Origin of the sequence: Microbacterium sp. EF45047, assembly GCF_028472845.1 — a bacterium.
In the GTDB taxonomy this organism is placed as follows: Bacteria; Actinomycetota; Actinomycetes; order Actinomycetales; family Microbacteriaceae; genus Microbacterium; species Microbacterium neungamense.
Window position 1 is genome coordinate 15,338 of the sequence record NZ_CP069429.1, and the last position, 21,595, is coordinate 36,932.

Genomic DNA, 21,595 nt, shown 5'->3' on the forward strand with positions numbered 1-21,595 from the left:
CTCGCGAGCGTCGTCCGCTGTCGGCTGTGACAGGCTGGGGGCATGAGCCTTCCCCATGCCGATGTCGATCCCGATGGCCTGCTGGAGTACTCGGTGGTCTTCACCGATCGCTCGCTCAACCACATGTCCGCCCGGTTCGTCGAGGTCATGCAGCAGACCCTCGCCATCCTGAGCGAGGCGTACAACGCCGACGGCGTCGCGCTCGTGAACGGTGGCGGAAGCCTCGCGATGGAGGCGGTGGCCCGTCAGCTCGCGACCGGCCGGCGCGTGCTGATCGTGCGCAACGGACTGTTCTCGTACCGCTGGTCGCAGATCCTGGATGCCGGCGCCATCGCCGCGGAGACGACCGTGTGCGCGGCGCGCCCGGACCGTGAGGGTGCGCAGGCGAGCTGGAGTCCGGCCCCGATCGAGGAGGTCGTCCGCACGATCCGCGAGGCCCGGCCCGAGGTCGTCTTCGCCCCGCACGTCGAGACGGCCGCCGGCATCATCCTCCCCGACGACTACGTCGCCGCGCTCGCCGCGGCGGTGCACGAGGTCGGCGGCGTCCTGGTGCTGGACGGCATCGCCTCCGGCGCGATGCGCGTGGACATGGCGGCGCTCGGCGTGGATGTGCTGATCAGCGCCCCGCAGAAGGGCTGGAGCGGGAGTCCCGGAGTGGGCTACGTCATGCTCAGCCCGGCGGGGCGCGCGGCCGTGGCATCCGGCACCGCGACGAGCTTCGGGCTCGACCTCGCGCGCTGGCTCGCGATCGCCGACGGATACCGCGACGGGTCGGCGGCATACCACTCCACCATGCCGACAGACACGATCGCCCGGAACCTGCGGCAGATGGTCGAGACGCGCGACCGCGGTTACGACGTGCTCCGCGCCGCGCAGCTCGAGCTGGGTGGGCGGGTGCGCGACCTGCTCGCCTCACGAGGGCTCCCGTCGGTGGCCGCACCGGCATTCGCCGCGCCGAGCGTGATCGTCGTGCACACCGACGATCCCGCGCTGCGCAGCGGCGCCGCCTTCCGCGAGCACGGTCTGCAGGTGGCCGCCGGCGTGCCGCTGCACTGCGGCGAACCGGAGTCCTTCTCCACCTTCCGGGTCGGGCTGTTCGGTCTCGACAAGCTCGACGACGTGGACGGCACGGTCGCGCGTCTGGAAGCCGCCCTCGACGCGATGGGACGCTGAGGGCGGACTCCCCGACGCGGACCCGGCCCGCGCGACGGAGGCGGGGGCGCGCCGGACCTCAGCTCACCGCGCGCCGGAGCCTCTCCGCGAGGTGCGCCCGGTTCTCCTCCGTGAGCGCGAGCACGGCGTACGCCGTGGGCCACAGGGTTCCGTCGTCGAGGTTCGCGGGCTGCTCGAAGCCGAAGGTTCCGTACCGGGTCTTGAACTTCGATGCCGGTTGGAAGAAGCACAGCACCTTGCCGTCCTTCGCCCACGCCGGCATCCCGTAGTACGTCCGAGGGACGAGGTCGGGCGCGACCTCGGCGACCAGGTCGTGGAGCCCTTCGGCGAGGGCGCGGTCGTCCCCGCTGAGCTTCGCGATCGCCTCGTTCAGATCGGCCTCGCCTTCGGCGCGCACCTCTTCGGGTGACTTCTTCGCCCGGGTGCGCGCCTTGCGCTTGTCCGCCGCCGCGGCCTTCATGGCCTCGCGCTCCTCCGCGGTGAAGTTCTTCTCGTGGTCTGCCATGGCTCTCTCCTTGCTTTCGAGGGGCGACGACTTCAGGCTACGGATGCCGGAGCACGCCGGCTTCTCGAATCCTGATCGATCCGCCGGCCGGCGCCCGGTCGTCACCGGGACCGTACGCTGGAAGCTGGATCGTTCAGGTGACGGGAGGCGGCATGGCAGACGTCCTGCGGCTGGCCTCGCGCGATGCGGCGGACGTCGAGGAGATCTGGACGCGGTACGTGCCCTCCGCGCGGGTGCAGAACCTCGACCCGAAGCCGTTCGGCTTCCAGTGGTGCTCGGTGTCCCTGGGCGGGATGTCGATCGTGCGCTACGCCCTCACCGCCACCGTCGACTCGGCGGTGCAGCCGGAGGACCAGCTCTTCGCCTGCCGCGTCACGACGCCGAACGGATGGGTCCGCAGCGGCCGCTCGCACCTGGACACCTCGGTGCCCTGGGCGACCGACGGCGCGCAGGTCGAGGCGCACTGGGAGGGCACGGCGGACGTCAGTGCGCTCGTCTTCGACCGCGCCGAGGCGCAGCGCCTGGCCCGGCGCATCACCGGGGACGACCTGCTCCGGCTGCGGCTGACCGACGCGGTGCCGCGTGACCGCACCGCAGGTCGCCACTGGAACCGGGCCTTCGACTACCTGCTCTCGGCCTCCGCGGCCGCCGGGGACGACCCCCTCATCGAGTCGAGCCTGGTGCGTCACGCCCTGCTGACCACCCTGAGCACGTTCCGGTCCACGTTCTTCGACGCGGCGGTCAGGGATGCCGGCGGCGGCGCGCCGCGGGAAGCCCTCGAACGACGCTGACGCCGCCGGCGGATACCGGAGACGAAGAAGGTGTGCGCATCGCGGACCGGAATCGTGCCGGCCCGCGGTCCGGCGTCGCCGGTGCCGTAGCGTCCTCTCGAAATGGGACTCCTCTTCTACGGCGACTTCGCCGACCCGATCGAGATGGACGACCGCACCCTGGCACACCTCAAGGTCGTCATCGCCACGAAACTGCGCCGCAAGGAGAGCTTCACGCTGTCGTGGCGGCATGACGGCGAGGACGCCCGGGGGCGATCCACGCTCTGGCTGCATCCGTCCATTCCGCTCCGCTTCGTGTTCGACGAGCCGGAGCCGCCCGAGCTGAGCTCGCCGTGGCTGGCCGAGCTCGCCGCATCGGCGAACAGCAGCGGCGGGATCCAGCTGACCCCCGAGAAGCGCGCCCCGTCCGAGGGTCAGCCGAGCTGACGCGGACGGTGCGGGCCGATCTGATGCCGCGGCCCGCCACTAAGGTGGATCCATGGATCTGCGTGTCGCCGCGTACGCGGTCGTCACCGATGACGACGACCGCGTCCTCCTGGCGCGCTGGACCGAGGGCCGCCGCGTGGCGTGGACCCTGCCCGGCGGCGGGCTCGAGCCCGGCGAGGATCCCGAGGTCGCGATGCGCCGCGAGGTGCGCGAGGAGACCGGGTACACGGTGCAGTCGACCGGCCTGCTCGGCATCCACTCGCGGGTGATCCCGGCCGGGCGTCGCGTGCACGATGCGGATGCCCCGCTGCACACCCTCCGCATCGTCTACCGGGCGCGCGTCACCGGCGGCACGCTGCGCTTCGAACGCAACGGCTCCACCGACATGGCCGGCTGGTTCACCCTCGACGAGATCGCCGGCCTGCAGCGGGTGCGTCTGGTGGACATCGCCCTGCGGATGGCCGGACTGCTGGGCGGGGACGCGGCGGCCTAGAACACCGCGACTCAGAAGGCTCCCGGCCCGAAGCCCGCCCGCTCCACCGCGATGCAGAGCAGCACCCGGTTGCGCGCGCCGAGCGCGATCCGCGCCGCCTCCAGGTGGGTCTTCACCGTCGCCACGGAAAGATGCAGCCGGTCGGCAATCTCCTGGTTCGAGGCGCCCTCGGCCGCGAGCACGGCGACATCCTTCTCCCGCGGCGAGAGCGCGCCGAAGCGCTCGCGGGCGATGCGGCGTGCGGCCTCGTCGCCCTCCGCGGCGAACCGCGCGATCAGGTGCGCGGTGCTGCGCGGCGACACGAAGCCGTCGCCCTTCATCACGGCGTGCGCCGCCCGGATGAAGTCCGCGGGCTCGGCGTCCTTGAGCAGGAACCCCTGCGCGCCGGCCTCCAGCATCCGCATCACGTAGTCCCCGGAGTCGAAGCTCGTGATCGCGATGACGCGGGTGTCCGGCAGCTGCTCCCGCAATGCCGTCGTCGCCTCGTCGCCCGGCATCCCCGGCATCCGCACGTCCATCAGCACGACGTCGGGACGATGCCGACGGGCGATCTCGATCGCCTCGCCGCCGCCGGACGCCTCCCCGATCACCTCGAGGTCTGGGGCGGCCGAGAGGATACCGCGCAGCGCCTGCCGCACCAGGGCGTCGTCGTCGACGATGAGGATGCGGATCGCGGGCGAGACGCCGTCGGGACTGCTCATACGACGAATATAGGTCGCTCGCCGGTCACGTCCGCGGCGGCCACGGCAGGGTGACGTCCACGAGGAACTCCCCCTGCGTCTCGCCGATCCACGCCGTGCCGCCGAGCAGCTCTGTGCGCTCCCGGATGCCGTTCAGGCCGCGTCCGGCGCCGGCGACGCCTGAACCCGCGGCGCCCGGCAGCGGGTTGCTCACGCGGATGCGGACCCCGCTGGACGGCGCGGCCTCGACGTACACCGACACCGGGGATCCGGGCGCGTGCTTGAGCGCGTTCGTCAGACACTCCTGCACGATCCGGTAGACAGTGCGGTCCAGCGCCGCACCGGCGTGCTCGGCGTCGTCGATGAGCACGAACGCGTCCACCGCGGCCCCGCTCTGGCGCACGGTGCGGATGAGGTGGCCGATGGTGCGCATGGATGCCATCGACGGGGGCACGGCCGCATCGGTGTCTGCGGCGGTGCCCGGCTCCCGGCGGAGCTCGCCGAGCAGCCCGCGCAGGTCCTCGAGGGAGGCGTGCGCCTGATGGCGCAGGGTCTGCGCGGCCTGGGCGACGGCCTGGTCCTGCGAGCGCGCCGCCTCCTCGAGCGCCCCCGACTGCAGGGAGATCACCGACAGCCGGTGCGCCAACGCATCGTGGATGTCGCGCGCCAGACGTTCGCGCTCCGCCTGCCGGCCGACCTCGGCGGTCAGGCTCTCAGCCCGGTCGTGCTCCACGCTGACGCGGTTGCGCAGCGCCAGGCTCTCCCGCCGCGTCCGCACCAGGATCGCCAGACCGAAGGCCGCGCCCACCGAGAGCGCCGCGATGCCGATGGTCAGGGCCGCGCCCAGCACGAACGAGGGTGGTTCACCGGCACTGCGCGCCACCGAGGTGAGCAGGATGTCCGCGTCGCCCCACGGCGTGAACATCTCGCGCAGGACGAAGACCAGCACCAGAGCGGCCGCGGCACCGGTCGCCATCCGCCGTGCCTTCACCGGCCAGCGCAGCAGCGCGCTCGCTGCGCCCAGCAGGAGCAGCAGGTACTCCATGCCCACCAGAGCCAGCACGGCACCCGCGGCGAGCGGCACGGCCGGCTGCCGACGCCGGAAGAAGACCGCCACCCAGGCGAGCATGCCGAGCATGAACAGACCGGTCCCGAGATCGGTGACCTCGATGCTCCGCCCGGCACCGGGGTGGGCGGCGCCCGGCACGTTCGCCACGCCGCACGCCGTGACCATGATCCCGAGGACGTACAGACCCAGCGAGCCGCCGGCCCGGAGCCCCTGCGCCACCATCCGGCGGCCGGAGGCGACAGCGCGGTCGGCGACGGCGTCGATCCGGGACGGGACGCCGGGGGCGGGCGTGACGCCGGTGCGGTGCGGGGCGTCGGCGCGGGACGGGAGGTGCATGCATCCGAGAGTAGGGCCGGCCTCCCGCATCCGCTTCCGCCTCGCGGCCGGTGCGATCCAGCCGATCGGCTGGCGAGGTCCAGCCGGGGGGAGGAGGATGCCGGGCGGGCCCCGTTCCTAGCGTGAGAGGACCGCGGCGCTCGACCGAGCAGCCGCCCCACGTCCGAACGGAGAGCACCATGTCCGACAGCATCCCCACCCCGCCCGCGCAGCCGCCGGCCGCTCCGTACGGCGCCCCCGCGGCCCCCGTTCCGCCGCCGGCGCCCGAGCGGAAGAGGTCGGTCCTCACCCGCTGGTGGTTCTGGGTGATCGCCGGCGTCGTCGTGCTCGGCGTCGTCGGGGCCGTCGCCGGGGGCGGCGACCGGTCCCCCGAGTCGGCATCCGCGCCGGCCGCGGAGAAGCAGGCGGAGGATCAGCCCGCCGAGGGCGCCGCCGAGGATCAGCCCGCCGAGGAGCCGGCGGAGACGCCCATGCCCGGGATCGGCGAGAAGGTCGTGATGGACGGCTTCGAGATCACCGTCACCTCGATCGAGACCGGCGTGCCCAGCGTCGGCGGCGAGTACGCCTCCGAGCAGGCGCAGGGCGCCTTCACGCTGCTGCACATCGACGTCACGAACACCGGCACCGCCGCCGAGACGATCATCTCCTCGAGCTTCACCGTGCGCGACGCCGAGGGCCGCGAGTTCGAGGCGCACCCCACCGCGTCGCTGTACCTGCAGGACACCGGATTCGCCTTCGAGCAGATCAACCCCGGCAACACCGCCAGCGGCATCGTCGTCTTCGACCTGCCGGCCGGCACGGCGCCGCACACCCTGGAGTTCCAGCCGGGGATGTTCGGCGGGAAGTCGGTCACCATCGCGCTGACCTGACCCCGCCCACCGACCGCGCTGGGGATGCGGTCGCGGTGCCCGTCGTCTGCTGACGGCGGGCACCGTGGTGCGTGCGGCGGGCGGCGGGCGCGGGTGCTATTCCGGGACGGAGATGTCCGCGACCGTGGCGCCGTAGGCGCGGATGAGCGCATCGGCATCCGTGAACAGGCTGAAGCCGTGGCTGCCGGCGCCCATCGCGATGCGGCGCCCGACGATGGTCTCGTCGGCGTACACCGGCCAGTCGTGCGTGCTGCCGATCGGGACGATCGTGCCGCGCTCGTACCCGGTCGCTGCGAACGCGAGCTCGGGCTCGGGCAGGCGCAGCCTGTTCACGCCGACGACCGCGCGCAGCTTGGGCCACGAGATCGCACGCCCGCCCGGTACGAGGGCGAACAGGTACTCCCCCTCGGGTGCCGAGCTCGTCGAGGCGCGCTTCACCACGAGCGTCTTCACGATGTCGGACGGCTGCAGCCCGAGCAGGGCGGCGGCCTCGTGCAGGTTGCGCGCCGCGGGGCGCTTCACGATCTCGATCTCGAGGCCGCGAGCGGATGCGGCGGCGCGGACGCGGGCGTGCGGGTCGGGTTCTTCGTCACGTCGACCCGCCGGCTCGCTCGATGCACCGCCCTGGTCGCCTGCGGCGACCTCGTTCGACGACCGGGAGGACGGGGAGGTCACGCGTTCGGCGGCGAGAGCGGGTCGTCGGCGACCCAGAGCTCGTCGTCGGCGCGCAACGCCTGCCAGGCGGCGAAGACGACGCCGATGGCGGCGGCCGCACCCAGCACGATCGCGATCACCGAGCCCACGCCCGGGCCCTTCTTCTTCGGCGGCGGCGCGAACCGGTTCATGATGTCGTGGCGCTTGGCGTTCGCGACATCCCAGGCCGACAGCGCCGAGCCGACGACGCCGCCCACGGCGGGGACGACCTTGTCGTCCACCACGTGGCGGCCGATCTTCACACCGCGGTCGACGACCGGGGCGAGACGGCGGTTGTATGCATCCTGCACGACGGGGACCACCTGCTCGCGGTTGAGGTGACCGAGCTGGCGGCCGGCCTCCCGCGCGATGTCGGCGGCGTGGCCGACGAGCACCTGCTGCGACTCCCAGAGTCGTCTGGCCTCTTCCTGAAGCTTGCGCAGTTCCTTCTTACGCTTGCGGCTGAGGTTCACGTTGCTCTCCCGTCGGTCGGAGTCCGTATGGGCCCATCCTGCCAGATCAGGCTGGATGCGGGCAGTGATCTGGCGCATCCGCTGCGGGTGCGCCACAATACGCGTTCCGGCATCCGCAGCCCGTCCCCGGGCGGCCTCTGCGAGAATGTCAGCATGCCTCACGCCTCACACGTCGCAACCCTGTACACCAACCACGGTGACATCGTCATCAACCTGTTCGGCGATCACGCCCCGAACACCGTGAAGAACTTCGTCGGCCTCGCCGACGGCACCAAGGAGTGGACCGACCCCGCCACCGGCAAGCCGGGCGAGGGTCCGCTCTACAAGGACGTCATCTTCCACCGCATCATCCCGAACTTCATGATCCAGGGCGGCGACCCGCTCGGCCAGGGCGTCGGCGGCCCCGGCTACACCTTCAACGATGAGATCCACCCCGAGCTGAACTTCAACGAGCCGTACGTGCTCGCCATGGCGAACGCGGGCCTGCGCCGCAACGCCATCACCGGCCAGGTCGAGGGCACCAACGGATCGCAGTTCTTCATCACCACCGACCCGACCCCGTGGCTGCAGGGCAAGCACACCATCTTCGGCGAGGTCGCGGACGACGCCTCCAAGGCCGTGGTCGACGCCATCTCGGCCGTGCCCACGGGTGCCGGTGACCGCCCGATCGAGCCGGTCGTGCTGCACTCGATCGACATCGTCGCGGCCTGATCGGCGAGAGCACGAGCCGATCCGGATGACGACGCCAGAGTTCACGAGCAACCGCGACAACTTCTGCTACCGGCATCCGGATCGGCAGAGCTTCGTGCTCTGCCAGCGGTGCCTGCGCACCATCTGCCCGGAGTGCCAGACCCAGGCACCGGTCGGGGTGATCTGCCCCGAGTGCATGACCGAGATGCGCAGGAACCGCACGCCCGCGCAGCGCCGTGCGCAGCGGCGCTGGATCGGCGCGGTCGCGGCGGACACCCGGCCCCTGGCGACCTACGCGATCATGGCGCTGACGGCGTTCGTCGGCGCGCTGCAGCTGTTCGTCCCGGTGATCTCCGAGGTGCTCCTCTTCGCCGGGGTGTACATCCTCCCTGGCATTCCCGGCATCCCGTTCCAGCCGTGGCGGCTGCTCACCGCCATGCTGGTGCACGCGGGCATCATGCACTTCCTGCTGAACATGCTCGCGCTCTGGATGATCGGCCGCAGCCTGGAGCCGATGCTGGGACGCGCGCGCTTCGTCGCGCTCTACCTCATCGGCGGGCTCGGCGGCTCGGTCGCCGTGGCCTGCTTCGACCCGCGGATCGCGACCGTCGGGGCATCCGGCGGCGTGTTCGCCCTCCTCGGCGCGCTGCTGGTGATCGGCCGGCACATCGGCGCGGACATCCGCGGCATCCTCGTCGTGCTCGGCATCAACCTCGTGATCGGGTTCGTGCCCGGCTTCCACATCGCCTGGCAGGCCCACCTCGGCGGCGCCGCCATCGGCGCGCTGATCGGGCTCATCTACGCCCGCACCCGCCGACCCGCTCAGCGGGTCTGGCAGATCGTGCTGCTGGCCGCGCTCGTGGCCGCGCTGCTCGCCATCGCCTTCCTGGTCCCGGCGATGGTCCTCGGCATCCGGATCTGACGCCGGCGCGCATCCCGCGCGCGGCCGGGCGCGCATCCCGCGAAGTTATCCACAGGTCTGTACCCAGGTGGGGAGAATTACACACATGTGATTCCCCGCTCGGCATCCGCCCGGACATGCGACGGCGCCCCCTCACCGCGTGAGAGGGCGCCGCGAACGGATGCCGGTCAGCGCCAGCGTGTCGTCATCAGGAACCCGATCAGGGCGATGCCCAGGCCGATCGCGAGGTTCCACGCCTGGATGCCCGGGATCGGCAGCGCCTGTCCGGAGATGTAGTAGACGAGGATCCACACCAGCCCGAGGAGCATGAAGCCGACCATCACCGGCTTGAACCAGACGGCGTTGGGAGCCTCCTCGCCCTCCGCGCGCTCGACGGCGGGCTCTTCAGATCTGCGGTCTCGTGCCATGCCGACAGTCTAGCCATGGCGCATAGAATTCCCTCATGACGGCAACGGCTCCCGCGCGCCCGGCGCGACGGCGGTCGAGAGCCACCGTCACCAGCGTCCTCGGTGAGCTGCTTCTGACGGCCGGCGTGCTCGTGCTGCTCTTCGTCGCCTGGCAGATGTGGATCGGCGACGTCATCATCGGCGCGCAGAACAACGAGCGCGGCACCGAGCTCACCGAGAGATGGGCCGCCGAGCCGGTACCGGAGCCGCCGCCCGTGATCGCCGACGGACCGGCGCCGGTGTACGAGCCGCCCGTGCTCGAGCATCCGGACGACGCCGAGGTCTTCGCGACCATGCGCGTGCCCCGCTTCGGCGCGGACTACAACGTCCCGATCGCCGGGGGCACCACGCGGGCGCGCACCCTCGACCGGATCGGCATCGGCGTGTACACGCAGTCGAAGATGCCGGGCGAGATCGGCAACTTCTCCGTCGCCGGCCACCGCACCACGTGGGGCCGGCCGTTCCACGAGATCGACCGGCTGCGGCTGAACGACGCCATCGTCGTGGAGACCGAGGTCGGCTGGTACACCTACCGCTTCCGCACGCTCGAGTACGTCCGCCCGGACGAGACCGAGGTGCTGCTGGACGTGCCGCAGATGCCGGAGATGCAGACCGGCGAACGGTTCATCACGCTGACGGCATGCTCGCCGATGTACTCCCTCGCCGAGCGGATCGTCGCGTACGGGGTGTTCGAGGGCTTCCAGCCGCGGGCGGAGGGCCCGCCGGCCTCGCTGACCGAGGGGGTCTCCTGATGTACGCCGCGCTGTGGCGCCTGCTGCCCGGTCCCTGGTGGGTGCGGGTGCTGATCCTGCTGATCCTGGTGGCGCTGGTGCTGTATGCGCTGTTCTTCCACGTCTTCCCGTGGATCAGCCCGCTGATCACCCCGGCCGAGGTGGATCTGGGATGACGACGCGGGTGCTCGTGGTCGACAACCACGACAGCTTCGTGCACACCCTGATCGGCTACCTGCGGGAGCTCGGTGCGGACGTGCGGATGGTCGAGGCGGATGCCGAGGATACCCTGGCCCTGACGGCGAGCGGCGCGCTGCTCGACGGCTGCGACGCCGTGATGGTCTCCCCCGGTCCCGGCACGCCGGCGGACGCCGGGGCGTCGATCGACGTGGTGCGCCTCGCGGCGGACCGGCGGATGCCGTTGCTCGGGGTCTGCCTCGGGCACCAGGCGATCGGGGCGGCGTTCGGCGCGCCCGTCGTGCCGGCTCCGGAGCTCATGCACGGGATGGTGTCGCAGGTGGAGCACGACGGGTCCGGGCTGTTCCGCGGACTGCCGTCGCCGTTCGCCGCCGGCCGCTACCATTCGCTGGCGCTGAAGGAGGTCGACCTGCCGCCGGAGCTGCGGGTCACCGCGCGCGCCGAGCACGGCACCGTGATGGCGATCGCGCACGAGACGCTGCCGATCGCCGGGGTGCAGTTCCACCCCGAGAGCATCCTCACCGAGGGCGGGCACCGGCTGCTGGCGAACTGGCTGGAGCTCGCCGGGCGGCGCTGACCGCTCCGGCGGCGGCCGGCGGCGCCGGTCAGCCTGTGCCGGTGCAGTGCCGCAACTCGACCGTGGACTGGATCGGGATGTCGCCCGGGGCGAGCGACATCGATGACACGGTGTGCGGCGTGGTGGCCGGGCAGTCCGGCACCGCGACCGGCACCGGGGTGAGCGACAGGCTCTCCAGCTCCTGCGTGGCGGCCTCGAGCGTCCAGCCGGTGAGGTTCTTCAGCGTCACGCGGCCGCTGGCGACGACGAGGTTCACGACCGTGCCCGGCTCCACTTCGGCGCCGGCCTCCTCACTGGCTTCGAGGACGATCCCCTCGCCGGTGAGCGGGTCGTTCTCCGGGCGCACGGTGCCGAACACCAGTCCGGCATCCTCGAGCGCCTGCTTGGCCGCCTCCTGGCTGAGCCCCTCCAGCACCGGTACCGACACCGTCTGCGCGCCGCTGGAGACGTAGACGAGGATCTCCTCGCCCTTGTTCACCGTCGCGCCGGTGCCGGGCTCGGTGCGGATGACGTGGTCCTCGTCGAAGTCCGCGCTGGGCTCGGTGCGCAGCTCCGCGTGCAGGCCGAGCTCTTCGAGCGCCTCCTCGGCGTCGTCGGAGGTCATGTTGATCAGGTTGGGCACGGTGCGCGAGGTGCTCGGCACCTCCGGCGGGCGCATGCTGAGGCTGACCACCCAGAACAGCACGGATGCCACGAGTACGGCGATGAGCGCCACACCGGCCCAGATCCATGCCACCGGCGGGCCGGACTGGGTGCGGGTCATGGTCGTGTCGGTGCTCAGCTGCCGGAGCGTGCGGGCGGTCTCCTGCGCGTGCCGCGGATTCGGTCCGTACAGCTCGCTGGTGAGCGCCCCGATCTGCTTGCGGCTCGGCTCCCGCCCGCCGACCGCGGCGTCCAGCGCGGCGCGGAAGCTCGCGGCGTCCGGGAAGCGCTGGTAGGGGTCCTTGGCGAGGGCGCGCAGCACGACGGCGTCGAGCGCGCGCGGCACCTGCTCGTTGACCTCGGTGGGCGGCACCGGGGTCTCGCTCACGTGCTGGTAGGCGACCGCCACGGCGGAGTCGCCGCGGAACGGCTGCCGGCCGGTGAGCAGCTCGAACAGCACCACGCCGGTGGAGTACAGGTCGGTGCGGGCATCGACCGGCTCGCCCTTGGCCTGCTCGGGCGAGAAGTATGCGGCGGTGCCGATGATCTGCGTGGTCTCCGCGACCGTCGACGACGAGTCCGAGACGGCGCGCGCGATGCCGAAGTCCATCACCTTCACCGCGCCGGACGGCGTGATCATCACGTTCCCGGGCTTGATGTCGCGGTGGATGACGCCGGCGCGGTGCGAGTAGTCGAGCGCCTCGAGGATGCCGTCGACGTAGCGCACGGCATCCTGCACCGGCACCGGGCCCTGCGCGATGACGTCCTTCAGCAGGGTGCCGTGGACGAGCTCCATCACGATGTAGGGGAGGTCGGTGCCGGATGCCGTGCCTCCCGACCCTGAGCCCGAGCCTCCGGACCCTGAGCCGGAGCCTCCGGACCCTGAGCCCGTCGAAGGGTCCCCCGCGTCGTACACGCGCACGATCGACGGATGCGACATCCGCGACGCCGCCTGCGCCTCGAGCCGGAACCGGGTGCGGAAGGCGGTGTCGCGCGCGAGCTCCTTGTCGAGGATCTTGATCGCGACCTCGCGGCCGAGGGTCAGGTCGTAGCCGCGGTACACCTTCGCCATGCCGCCATGCCCGATGAGCTCATCGACGCGATAGCGATCCGCGATGATGCGCGGCTCCGTGGACACGAAACGACCCCCCAGATGACGACGGCTGAACGAACTAGCTTAGGTTACCCTTCGCCCTGACCCTCTCCCGCACCGTTCCCGGTGCCCGGCGTGGGGACGGGGACGGCGGGCAGGATCGTCGAGGACTGGCCGGCGGCCGACATCTCCGAGGGGCGGTCGCCGCAGAACGCGCGGTAGGTGGCGGTCACCGTCTGGCCGGCGGTGCCGTCGTTGACGACGATCGGGGCCTGGCGGTCACTCGGGCCGAAGGCCCGCGTCGTGCCGCCGGCCGCGAACTGCGCGTTGGTGAGCACCACCTCGTAGGACGTGACCGTGCCGGTGCCGGACGGGCAGGAGAACGCCGACCAGCTCACGGTGGCCTGCTCGCCCTCCTGGATGGTGCCGGAGAACGTGGGTGCCGACTGGGGCTGCCCGATCGGGACCTGCTCCGCGAACAGCGTGAGGGTGAGCTGCGTGCCCTGCTCCACGGTGCCCCGCGGCTCCACGCTCTGCACCGTGCCCACCTGCTCGGGGGTCTCCGCGGGCGTGTTCCCGGTGACGCAGGTGACCTCCAGACCCGCGCTCTCGGCGGTCTGCTGGGCCGCGTCGCAGGTCATGCCGACCAGGCCGAGCGCGTCGACGTCCACGCGCTCCGGGTCGTCGGGCGTGGGCGACGGGGGCGGCGCGGTCGTGGTGCGCACCGGCGCCGAGCTGCGGCTGCCGGTCGGGTCGGCGCCGCTCTGACCCTGGTTCCCGAACAGAGCGAACAGGGTGCCGCCGAGCACGAGGAGCAGCAGCAGGATCAGCGCGATCAGCGGCCACGTCCACGGGCTGCGCTTCTTCTTCTCGGGCTTCTCCTCCTCGACCGGCTGCCCGGTGGGCAGCTGGGCCGTGGTCGGCATCATCCGGGTGGCCTGCTCATCGCCCACGCCGGTGAGGATGCGGGTCGCGTCGCCGGCATCCGACACGCCCGCACCCGCGATGGCGGGCACGGCGATCGCGGCGGAGTTCAGGTCGCCGCGGCGGAGCGCCTGCGCCGCGCGCGCGACCGTGGCGGCCGAGGACGGCCGGTCCGCCGGCTTCTTCGCAATCATCGCCATCACCAGGTTCTGCACCGGGATCGGCACGGTCGCCGGCAACGGCGGCGGCTGCTCGTTGATCTGCGCCATCGCGATGGCGACCTGCGACTCGCCGGTGAACGGGCGCTTGCCGGCGAGGCATTCGTAGGCCACGATGCCGAGCGAGTAGATGTCGGTGGCGGGGGAAGCCGCGTGACCCGACGCCTGCTCGGGCGACAGGTACTGCACGGTGCCCATCACCTGGCCGGTGGCGGTCAGCGGCACCTGGTCCGCGATGCGCGCGATGCCGAAGTCGGTGATCTTGACGCGGCCGTCCGGCGTGATCAGCAGGTTGCCGGGCTTGATGTCGCGGTGCACCAGGCCGGCGGCGTGCGCGGCCTGCAGTGCGGACGCGGTCTGCGCCACGATGTCGAGCGTCTTGTCGGCGCTCAGCGCCCCGTCGCGCTCCAGGATCGTCGACAGCGCCTCGCCGGGGACGAGCTCCATCACGAGGTAGGCGGAGCCGTTCTCCTCGCCGTAGTCGAACACGCTGGCGATGCCCTCGTGGTTCACGAGCGCGGCGTGACGGGCCTCGGCGCGGAAGCGCTCGAGGAACCCCGGGTCGCCCATGTACTCGTCCTTGAGGATCTTGATCGCGACCGTGCGGCCGATGACGTGATCCGTCGCCTCCCACACCTCGCCCATGCCGCCGATCGCGATCCGCGACTGCAGCTCGTAGCGACCACCGAACGACACACCCTGCGTCGGCCTCATCTGCCCAGCACCGCCTCTATGACCTTTTTGGCAATCGGCGCGGCAATGTCATTGCCGGATCCGGACTGCCCCATTCCACCGCCGTCCTCGACGACGACTGCCACCGCCACCTGCGGGTTCTCCGCGGGGGCGAAACCTGTGAACCACAGCGTGTGCGGACGCGACCCGCCGTTCTGCGCCGTACCCGTCTTACCGGCGACCTCGACCCCGTCTATTCTTGCACCCGTGCCCGCGCCGGAATCGACGCCGGCGACCAGCGCGCCGGTGATCGCGTCGGCGCCTGCCGCGTCGAGCACCTCGCCGAACACGGTGTCGGAGTACTGGCGGTGCACGGCGAAGTCGTCGCCGATCACGGCATCCACCATGCGCGGCGTCATCACCACGCCGTCGTTGGCGATCCCGGCGGCGACCATCGCCATCTGCAGCGGCGTCGCGGTGACCTGGCCCTGGCCGAATCCGGTCAGCGCCGTCTCCGGGTCGTTCAGCGAGGACGGGTAGCTGGACGGGGTGACCGCGAGCGGGATCTCCAGTTCGGCGTTGAAGCCGAACTTCTCGGCGGTCTCGCGGATCGTGCGGTCGCCGAGCTGGTACGCGAGGTCGGCCATCGGGATGTTGCAGCTCAGCCGCAGCGCCTCCGCGATGGTCGTCGTGGCCCCGTCGCCGCACGTGCCGCCCCACGCGTTCGAGATCTCCGTGGACGTGCCCGGAAGTGTGTACCGCGCCGGGTTGGGCAGCTGGCTGTCCATGGTCCACTTCCCGGACGCCAGGGCCGCGGCGGCCACGACGACCTTGAAGGTCGATCCCGGCGGGTTCAGGTCGCCGCCGATCGCGCGGTTGTAGAGCGGATGCGCGGGGTCGGCGGAGAGCTGGTCGTAGGCGGCGTTCACGGCATCCGGATCGTGCCCGGCGAGCGTGTTCGGGTCGAAGCCCGGGGTGGAGGCCATGGCCAGGATGCGGCCGCTGGACGGCTCGATCGCGACGACCGCGCCCTTCAGACCCTGCAGCGCATCCCAGGCCGCGCGCTGCGCGGCGGGGTTCAGGGTCAGCTCCACGCTCAGCCCCTGCTGCGGCTGGCCGGACAGGATCCGCTCGATCTCGCCGAAGAACGCGTTCGCGCCGGTGCCGGAGAGGTCGGAGTTCATCACGCGCTCGATGCCGGTGGACGAGTCCAGCACCGGGTTGTAGTAGCCGGTCACGGGGGCCCACATCGCGGCATCCGTGTACACGCGCTGGTACTGGTAGCGGTCGTCGACCGGGGTCGACGTCGCGATCGCGGTGCCGTCGACGACGATCGATCCGCGCTGGATCTCGTAGCTGTCCAGGCGGGTGCGCGTGTTCGCGGCGTTCTGGGCGAGGTTGTCGGCGTCGACGACCTGGATCCAGCTCGTCGCGATGAACAGCGACAGGAACATCGCCAGGATCACGAAGCTGAGACGCCGGAGCTCCCTGGTCATCCGATCACCACCCTGGGCTGACGGCGGACGGCGTCGCTGATGCGCAGCAGCAGCGCGACCACCAGCCAGTTGGCGATCAGCGACGAGCCGCCCGCGGCGAGGAACGGCGTGGTCAGACCGGTGAGCGGGATCACCCGCGTCACTCCGCCGACCATGATGAACACCTGCAGCGCGATCGTGAACGACAGCCCGGTCGCCAGCAGCTTGCCGAAGTCGTCCTGTCCTGCCAGGCCGATCCGAAGGCCACGGCTGACGAACACCATGTACAGGCAGAGGATCGCGAACAGCCCGACGATGCCGAGCTCCTCGCCCAGGCTGGGGATGATGTAGTCGCTGTGCGCGAGCGGCGTCACGTACGGCCGGCCCTGCCCCCACCCTGTGCCGATCAGACCGCCGTGCGCGAGGCCGAAGATGCCCTCGACGAGCTGGTAGCTGCCGCCGTCCGCGGCGATCACCTCGGGGTTGAACGCGTCCAGCCAGTTCCGGAAGCGACCTCGGACGTACTCCAGGATGCGGGTGGCCAGGAACGCCCCGACCGCCACGCCGGTGAGGCCGATGAGCACCCAGCTGGTCTTGCCGGTGGCGACGTAGAGCATCGCGATGAACATGCCGAAGATCAGCACGCCGGTGCCGAGGTCGCGCTGGCTGACGATGATCGCGAGGGACAGCACCCACACCACCAGGACCGGCCCCAGCTCGCGCATCCGCGGCCACGTGATGCCGAGGAACCTCTTGCCGACCGAGGCGAGGCTTTCCCGGGTGCGGACCAGGTAACCGGCGAAGAACACAGCAAGGCAGATCTTGGCGAGCTCGCCGGGCTGGAACGCGAACAGGCCCGGGATCGACACCCACACGTCGGCGTTGGAGCCCTCCGCCTTCAGTCCCGGGATGAACGGCAGGACCAGCAGCAGGATGCCGGCCAGGCCCGAGACATACGTGAAGCGGTACAGCACGCGGTAGTTGCGCAGCGCGATCACGAGGGCGATGGCCCCGGCGACCGAGAGCGCGGTCCAGGCGAGCTGCTTGGTGGAGTACGCGTCCCAGCCGGTGTTCCGCTGCGCGATGTCGATGCGGTAGATCATCGCGATCCCGAGGCCGGTGAGCAGGGTCGCGATCGGCAGCACGAACGGGTCGGCGTCGGATGCCACGAAGCGCAGCACCACGTGCAGGGCGAGCACCAGCACCGCGAGCACGCCGCCGATCGCGAGGATCAGCGGGTCGAGGGTGCCGAGCGCCCCGAGCTGCACGAGGCTGAACGCGGCACCGGACAGGGCGCAGGCGAACAGGAGCAGGGCGAGCTCCCGGTTGCGCTGCTTCTGCGGCATCCGGATCTTCTTCAGCGCCTTCAGGACGCTGGTGTCTGCGGTCACGGCGGTCATGGTGTCGGCGCTCCGGTCGGCGTCGGCGTGGCCGGCGGGGTCGGCGTCGGCGTGGGTTCGGGGGTCACCGGCGGGAGCATGCTGTCGCGCAGCCTCTCGGTGATCGCGTCCGCGTCGGCGAGGGAGCGGGCGTTGATGGTGCGCTCCACCGACGAGCGCTGGTACTGCGGCAGGTCGGCGAGCAGGATGCCGGTGTCGCGCACCTCGGTGGAGAGCACGATCGGGCCGAGGTTCTGCTGCACGCCGCGGAAGATCACCACGCTGTCCTCGTCGGCGCCGACGAAGTAGCGGGTCTGGGTCCAGCTGTAGGCCAGCCAGGCGCCGGCGACGAGGGCGAGCACGGCGGCGATGAACGCGGCGAACCAGGCGATCCGCCGGCGTCGGGCCCGGCGGCGGTCCTCCTCGATGATCTCCTCGAAGTACTCGGCATCCGGCTCGAAGTGCGTCGGCTCGTTCGCCGCCTGCAGCACCGGGTGCAGCCAGCCCGTGAGCGAGGGCCGCGCGGGTGCCGGGCTGGGCACCGGCAGCTCGGCCGGGTTGGATGCCGCGCCGACGATCGTGGCGGTGCCGGAGGAGAGCGGATGCGCGCCGCCGACGTCGACGATGACGATCGTGACGTTGTCGGGGGCGCCGCCGTCGAGGGCCTGCTTGAGCAGGCTGTCGGCGGTGCGCCCCGGGGGCAGTCCGAGGCGGAGCGCCTTGCGCAGGTGCGCCTCGTCCACCACGCCGGACAGGCCGTCGGAGCAGATCAGCCAGCGGTCCCCGGGCAGCGTGGGCATGACGAACATGTCCAGCTCGGGGTCGATGTCCATGTCGCTGAGCACGCGCATCAGCACCGAGCGCCGGGGGTGGTAGCGCGCCTCTTCGGGCGTGATCCGGCCGGAGTCGACGAGGCGCTGTACGAAGGTGTGGTCGGTGGTGATCTGGGTGAGCTCGTCGTCGCGGAAGAGGTAGATGCGGGAGTCGCCGATGTGGCCGATCACGGCGTAGTCGTCGACCATGATGATCGCGCTCAGCGTGGTGCCGAGGCCGGCGAGCTCGGGGCGCTCCTTGGCGGCGCGGACAAGGTCGGCCGCGGCGGTCGTCGCGGCGGCCTGCAGGGCGGCCTGCGCGTCGTCGGTGGAGGGGTAGGCGTGGTCCAGTCCCTCCATCCGCTGGATCGCGATGGTCGAGGCGACGTCGCCGCCCGCGTGTCCGCCCATGCCGTCCGCGACGACGAACAGGTTGGCCCCGGAGTATCCGGAGTCCTGGTTGTTGGAGCGGACCTTCCCGGTGTGGGAGATTGCGGCGCTCGAGCCCTCGAAGACCATGGTCCGGGTTACGCCCGCAGCTCGAAGGTCGTGGCCCCGACCTTGATCGGCGCGCCGATCGGGATCGGATGCGGACGGTCGGAGATGCGCTCGCCGGCGAGGAAGGTGCCGTTCGTCGAGCCGAGGTCCTGGATGGTCCAGGCGCCGCCGTGCAGGGCGAGGCGGGCGTGGTGGCTGGAGGTGTAGTCGTCGCGGATGACCAGGCCGGACTCGCTGGAGCGGCCGATCGTCATCGGCTCGGTGCCGAGGGGGACCTCGAGCCCGGCCTTCGGGCCGGAGGTGATGACGAGTTTGGTCGGCGTCCTGCCCGGTGACGGGGCGCTCGGCTTCGGGGCCGGCGCGGGACGGGCGGCGGGGGCAGCCGCGGCCTGCTCGGCCGGGAGCTTGCGGACCCGGACGCCGAAGAGGTCGGCGCGCAGCGAGTAGACGACGCCGAAGACGAAGAACCACAGCAGCACCAGGAACCCGATGCGCAGGATGAGGAGGACCAGTTCACTCACGGGGCGACCCCGAAGGCTCGCGTGGCGTCCTCGCCGCCGGCCGCGACCGGCACCACTCTGAACACCAGGTCGGTCCGGCCGATGGTGAAGACGGTGTCCGGCGGCAGGGCGGCCTCGCGGATCTTCTGCCCGTCGATCTTGGTGCCGTTCGTGGACCCGAGGTCGCGGAGCATCGCGCGCTCGCCGTCCCAGAGGATCTCGGCGTGGCGGCGGCTGGATCCGGCATCCGAGATCGTGATGGCGGCGTCGCTGCCGCGGCCGATCACGGTGCGGGCGCTGGTGAGCGGATGCCGGCGCCCGTCCACCTCGACGACGGCCTGCCAGGAGACGCGTCCCTCGACCGAGCCGGAGCTGACGCGCACCATCCCGGTCGAGAGCTTGTCGTCGGCCTCGAGGGAGATCGACAGTGGCCCGGCGAAGCTGTAGCCCTGGGTCTTCGCGTGCGTGGTGAGCAGCGCGTGCAGCTCCTCGTTCAAGGCGCGGCCGAGGCCCCGCATCCGCTCGGCGTCTTCGGGGCTGAGGCGTACGACGTAATCGTTGGGGGTGATGATGCGCTCGCGACTGACCACCGCGGCCTTCGTGTCGGCCTCGCGGCGGAGCGCCGAGGCGATCTCCACCGGCTGGATGCCGCTGCGGAAGGTCTTCGCGAACGCGCTGTTCACCGCGCGCTCAAGACCCTTCTCAAAGCTGTCAAGTAGTCCCACTGGGCTCCTCTGGCATGCCGACCGGTACGCACATCGTAGCCAGCCCGCCTGAAGATCCGCCTCTGCGGGTCGCCTGGAGCGGGCGCGGCCGCGGTGCGGGTGGCCGGGCGGTCGGGTGGGCGGGTGGTCACGGGGCGGGTGGTCGGGGGCGAGACGTGGCCATCAGCACGAGACTCAGTCCCTGGCGCTGAGTCTCGTGCCGGAAAGCAAGTCTCGCGTCGGATGCCGGACGGATGCCGTGCAAGAGGAGGTCCGCGCACGTGATATCCTCGGGAGGTTGAGTTCTCCGGAACACGACATGCGCGAGTGGCGGAATAGGTAGACGCGCTGGCTTCAGGTGCCAGTGTCCTTACGGACGTGGGGGTTCAAGTCCCCCCTCGCGCACAGAACGGCCGAGGGCCCGGACCGCAAGGTTCGGGCCCTCGGCCGTCTCGTGTTCAGGGTGGGCCCTTGGAGCGCTGGGCCCGGCGGAGGCGGCGGAGCGTTCAGGCGACCTTCGCGGGGCCGGCGGCGACGCCGGTGCGGTAGAGGTCCGCGAGGGCATCCACTCCCCCCGCCTCGAAGGCGCGCAGCTGGCGCTCCGCGCCGGTGCCGTCGCGGCGGAGGCGTTCCAGGTGCTCGTCGACGAAGGCCGCGTCGCCCAGATCGTCGAGCACGGGACGGATGCCGGCCAGCAGGCGGTCCACAGCGCCCCAGGCATCCTCGATCCCGTCGCCGGCGGGAGTGAAGAAGCGGGCGCGCATGCCGTGCCGGGCGGCCAGCCACAGCGAGGCGTCGAGATCCTCGTGACGCGCCTCGTCATCGAGGCCGTCGGCGCACGCGATGGCGCGGATGAGTGCGACCAGCAGGAGCGTGTCCTCGACCCGCAGCTGCGCATCGGTGACGCGGGCCTCGACGGTGTCGAAGCGCTCGGACAGCCGCACCGCCCAGGACACCGAGGACGAATCCGGGAGCAGGCCGATGCGCACCATGCGCTCGACCATGGAGTGGTAGTCCTCGGCATCCGCGAATCGAGGCGGGCACCACGAGACCGGAAGCCGGCGGATGAGGATGCTGCGCCAGCTGGCGAAGCCGGACGGGCCGCCATACGCGAACGGCGCGTTCGTGCTGAGCGCGAGCAGCACCGGCAGCCACACCCGGAGGCGCCGCAGGGCGCGCACCCGCTCCTCGTCGTCGGGCACCTCGACGTGCACGTGGAGGCCGTTCACCTCGTGCTCGCGGGTGATCCCGCCCAGCAGCGCGGCCACCTCGTCGTAGTGCGGCGACACCGAGACGTCCGGACCGCCGATGAGGGTGAACGGCGTGCCGGTGGGACCGCTGATCGCGCCGAGCCTGGCGGCGTGGGCCGCCACGGTGCCACGCAGCTCGACCAGTTGCGTCGACGCCTCGTCGAGTGTGGCGACCGGGTCGGTGGCGCACTCCAGCTGGCTGGTCAGGTACTCCTTGGAGATGCTGCCGCCGGGGGTACCGGCGCGCAGCACCTGCCGCTGCGCACTCGCCGCGGACAACGGCACCAGGGTGCGGTCGTCGAGCAGCACGAACTCCTCCTCGACGCCGAAGCGGACCGATCGCGGCATGGGGACCT

The 21,595-nt window shown here is 71.5% G+C and carries 24 protein-coding genes and 1 tRNA gene; 11 read left to right on the forward strand and 14 right to left on the reverse strand.

The window, feature by feature from the left end; genetic code table 11:
- Window positions 1-42: 42 nt before the first annotated feature.
- Window positions 43-1,173: an aminotransferase class V-fold PLP-dependent enzyme gene (locus JRG78_RS00080; protein ID WP_259606999.1), complete on the forward strand. Its 1,131-nt coding sequence runs from the start codon at window positions 43-45 to the stop codon at window positions 1,171-1,173.
- A 58-nt stretch (window positions 1,174-1,231) separates the two neighbouring features.
- Here the strand turns inward: JRG78_RS00080 and JRG78_RS00085 are convergent, their stop codons facing one another.
- Window positions 1,232-1,678 (reverse strand): iron chaperone, encoded by a 447-nt coding sequence (locus tag JRG78_RS00085; protein WP_259607000.1) that lies wholly within the window; start codon window positions 1,676-1,678, stop codon window positions 1,232-1,234.
- A 152-nt stretch (window positions 1,679-1,830) separates the two neighbouring features.
- On the opposite strand from JRG78_RS00085, the gene JRG78_RS00090 reads away from it, so the two are divergent.
- The 3 genes from JRG78_RS00090 (at window position 1,831) to JRG78_RS00100 (ending at window position 3,388) form a co-directional block, all read left to right on the forward strand.
- A complete protein-coding gene (locus JRG78_RS00090; RefSeq protein ID WP_259607001.1) occupies window positions 1,831-2,469 on the forward strand; it encodes a hypothetical protein in 639 nt (212 codons plus the stop codon).
- 102 nt (window positions 2,470-2,571) lie between these two features.
- Complete coding sequence (locus JRG78_RS00095) at window positions 2,572-2,895, forward strand: DUF7882 family protein (RefSeq protein ID WP_259607002.1); 324 nt, start codon at window positions 2,572-2,574, stop codon at window positions 2,893-2,895.
- Between the two features lie 52 nt (window positions 2,896-2,947).
- The gene (locus JRG78_RS00100) at window positions 2,948-3,388 is read left to right on the forward strand and encodes an NUDIX hydrolase (protein ID WP_259607003.1); all 441 of its coding nucleotides are present in this window, start codon (window positions 2,948-2,950) and stop codon (window positions 3,386-3,388) included.
- A gap of 11 nt (window positions 3,389-3,399) precedes the next feature.
- Here the strand turns inward: JRG78_RS00100 and JRG78_RS00105 are convergent, their stop codons facing one another.
- Together JRG78_RS00105 and JRG78_RS00110 are read right to left on the reverse strand one after the other, a co-directional pair.
- The gene (locus JRG78_RS00105) at window positions 3,400-4,089 is read right to left on the reverse strand and encodes a response regulator transcription factor (protein ID WP_259607004.1); all 690 of its coding nucleotides are present in this window, start codon (window positions 4,087-4,089) and stop codon (window positions 3,400-3,402) included.
- 25 nt (window positions 4,090-4,114) lie between these two features.
- On the reverse strand, window positions 4,115-5,473 hold the full coding sequence (locus JRG78_RS00110) for a sensor histidine kinase (protein ID WP_259607005.1): 1,359 nt from the start codon (window positions 5,471-5,473) through the stop codon (window positions 4,115-4,117).
- A gap of 179 nt (window positions 5,474-5,652) precedes the next feature.
- Here JRG78_RS00110 and JRG78_RS00115 point away from each other — a divergent pair, with 179 nt between their 5' ends.
- The gene (locus JRG78_RS00115) at window positions 5,653-6,342 is read left to right on the forward strand and encodes a DUF4352 domain-containing protein (protein WP_259607006.1); all 690 of its coding nucleotides are present in this window, start codon (window positions 5,653-5,655) and stop codon (window positions 6,340-6,342) included.
- Window positions 6,343-6,438: 96 nt separating this feature from the next.
- Here the strand turns inward: JRG78_RS00115 and JRG78_RS00120 are convergent, their stop codons facing one another.
- A complete protein-coding gene (locus JRG78_RS00120; protein ID WP_259608218.1) occupies window positions 6,439-6,873 on the reverse strand; it encodes an aminoacyl-tRNA deacylase in 435 nt (144 codons plus the stop codon).
- 140 nt (window positions 6,874-7,013) lie between these two features.
- The gene (locus JRG78_RS00125; protein WP_259607007.1) at window positions 7,014-7,508 is read right to left on the reverse strand and encodes a DNA helicase; all 495 of its coding nucleotides are present in this window, start codon (window positions 7,506-7,508) and stop codon (window positions 7,014-7,016) included.
- Between the two features lie 153 nt (window positions 7,509-7,661).
- Here JRG78_RS00125 and JRG78_RS00130 point away from each other — a divergent pair, with 153 nt between their 5' ends.
- Both JRG78_RS00130 and JRG78_RS00135 read left to right on the forward strand, forming a co-directional pair.
- A complete protein-coding gene (locus JRG78_RS00130; protein WP_259607008.1) occupies window positions 7,662-8,219 on the forward strand; it encodes a peptidylprolyl isomerase in 558 nt (185 codons plus the stop codon).
- A 25-nt stretch (window positions 8,220-8,244) separates the two neighbouring features.
- A complete protein-coding gene (locus JRG78_RS00135) occupies window positions 8,245-9,120 on the forward strand; it encodes a rhomboid family intramembrane serine protease (RefSeq protein ID WP_272653457.1) in 876 nt (291 codons plus the stop codon).
- Window positions 9,121-9,287: 167 nt separating this feature from the next.
- Here the strand turns inward: JRG78_RS00135 and JRG78_RS00140 are convergent, their stop codons facing one another.
- Window positions 9,288-9,527 carry a cell division protein CrgA gene (locus tag JRG78_RS00140; RefSeq protein ID WP_259607010.1) on the reverse strand — a complete coding sequence of 80 codons (240 nt, stop codon included), beginning with the start codon at window positions 9,525-9,527 and terminating at the stop codon, window positions 9,288-9,290.
- A 35-nt stretch (window positions 9,528-9,562) separates the two neighbouring features.
- On the opposite strand from JRG78_RS00140, the gene JRG78_RS00145 reads away from it, so the two are divergent.
- The 3 genes from JRG78_RS00145 to JRG78_RS00155 are packed head-to-tail and all read left to right on the forward strand — an operon-like array spanning window position 9,563 to window position 11,072.
- Window positions 9,563-10,318 carry a class E sortase gene (locus tag JRG78_RS00145; RefSeq protein ID WP_272653458.1) on the forward strand — a complete coding sequence of 252 codons (756 nt, stop codon included), beginning with the start codon at window positions 9,563-9,565 and terminating at the stop codon, window positions 10,316-10,318.
- Window positions 10,318-10,473, forward strand: coding sequence for a hypothetical protein (locus JRG78_RS00150; protein WP_259607012.1), 156 nt, complete (start codon window positions 10,318-10,320; stop codon window positions 10,471-10,473). Before JRG78_RS00145 ends, JRG78_RS00150 begins: the two co-directional genes overlap by 1 nt.
- The gene (locus tag JRG78_RS00155) at window positions 10,470-11,072 is read left to right on the forward strand and encodes an anthranilate synthase component II (protein ID WP_272653459.1); all 603 of its coding nucleotides are present in this window, start codon (window positions 10,470-10,472) and stop codon (window positions 11,070-11,072) included. The genes JRG78_RS00150 and JRG78_RS00155 overlap by 4 nt, the downstream gene beginning before the upstream one ends.
- A gap of 28 nt (window positions 11,073-11,100) precedes the next feature.
- Here JRG78_RS00155 and pknB read toward each other — a convergent pair whose 3' ends face one another.
- Genes pknB through JRG78_RS00190 form a run of 7 tightly spaced genes read right to left on the reverse strand, consistent with a single transcriptional unit; the run spans window position 11,101 to window position 20,010 of the window.
- Window positions 11,101-12,852, reverse strand: a complete 1,752-nt coding sequence (gene pknB / locus JRG78_RS00160; RefSeq protein WP_272653460.1) for a Stk1 family PASTA domain-containing Ser/Thr kinase — start codon at window positions 12,850-12,852, stop codon at window positions 11,101-11,103.
- A gap of 44 nt (window positions 12,853-12,896) precedes the next feature.
- Window positions 12,897-14,663 carry a serine/threonine protein kinase gene (locus JRG78_RS00165; protein ID WP_272653461.1) on the reverse strand — a complete coding sequence of 589 codons (1,767 nt, stop codon included), beginning with the start codon at window positions 14,661-14,663 and terminating at the stop codon, window positions 12,897-12,899.
- The gene (locus JRG78_RS00170; protein ID WP_272653462.1) at window positions 14,660-16,117 is read right to left on the reverse strand and encodes a peptidoglycan D,D-transpeptidase FtsI family protein; all 1,458 of its coding nucleotides are present in this window, start codon (window positions 16,115-16,117) and stop codon (window positions 14,660-14,662) included. The genes JRG78_RS00165 and JRG78_RS00170 overlap by 4 nt, the downstream gene beginning before the upstream one ends.
- Complete coding sequence (locus tag JRG78_RS00175; protein ID WP_259607016.1) at window positions 16,114-17,496, reverse strand: FtsW/RodA/SpoVE family cell cycle protein; 1,383 nt, start codon at window positions 17,494-17,496, stop codon at window positions 16,114-16,116. The genes JRG78_RS00170 and JRG78_RS00175 overlap by 4 nt, the downstream gene beginning before the upstream one ends.
- Window positions 17,493-18,806: a PP2C family protein-serine/threonine phosphatase gene (locus JRG78_RS00180; protein WP_272653463.1), complete on the reverse strand. Its 1,314-nt coding sequence runs from the start codon at window positions 18,804-18,806 to the stop codon at window positions 17,493-17,495. The genes JRG78_RS00175 and JRG78_RS00180 overlap by 4 nt, the downstream gene beginning before the upstream one ends.
- A gap of 8 nt (window positions 18,807-18,814) precedes the next feature.
- Window positions 18,815-19,306, reverse strand: coding sequence for an FHA domain-containing protein FhaB/FipA (locus JRG78_RS00185; protein ID WP_259607018.1), 492 nt, complete (start codon window positions 19,304-19,306; stop codon window positions 18,815-18,817).
- Window positions 19,303-20,010: an FhaA domain-containing protein gene (locus JRG78_RS00190; protein ID WP_259607019.1), complete on the reverse strand. Its 708-nt coding sequence runs from the start codon at window positions 20,008-20,010 to the stop codon at window positions 19,303-19,305. Before JRG78_RS00190 ends, JRG78_RS00185 begins: the two co-directional genes overlap by 4 nt.
- Before the next feature lie 300 nt (window positions 20,011-20,310).
- On the opposite strand from JRG78_RS00190, the gene JRG78_RS00195 reads away from it, so the two are divergent.
- Window positions 20,311-20,394: transfer RNA gene (locus JRG78_RS00195), tRNA-Leu, on the forward strand.
- A gap of 101 nt (window positions 20,395-20,495) precedes the next feature.
- Here JRG78_RS00195 and JRG78_RS00200 read toward each other — a convergent pair.
- Complete coding sequence (locus JRG78_RS00200; protein WP_272653464.1) at window positions 20,496-21,587, reverse strand: carboxylate-amine ligase; 1,092 nt, start codon at window positions 21,585-21,587, stop codon at window positions 20,496-20,498.
- Between the last annotated feature and the right edge of the window lie 8 nt (window positions 21,588-21,595).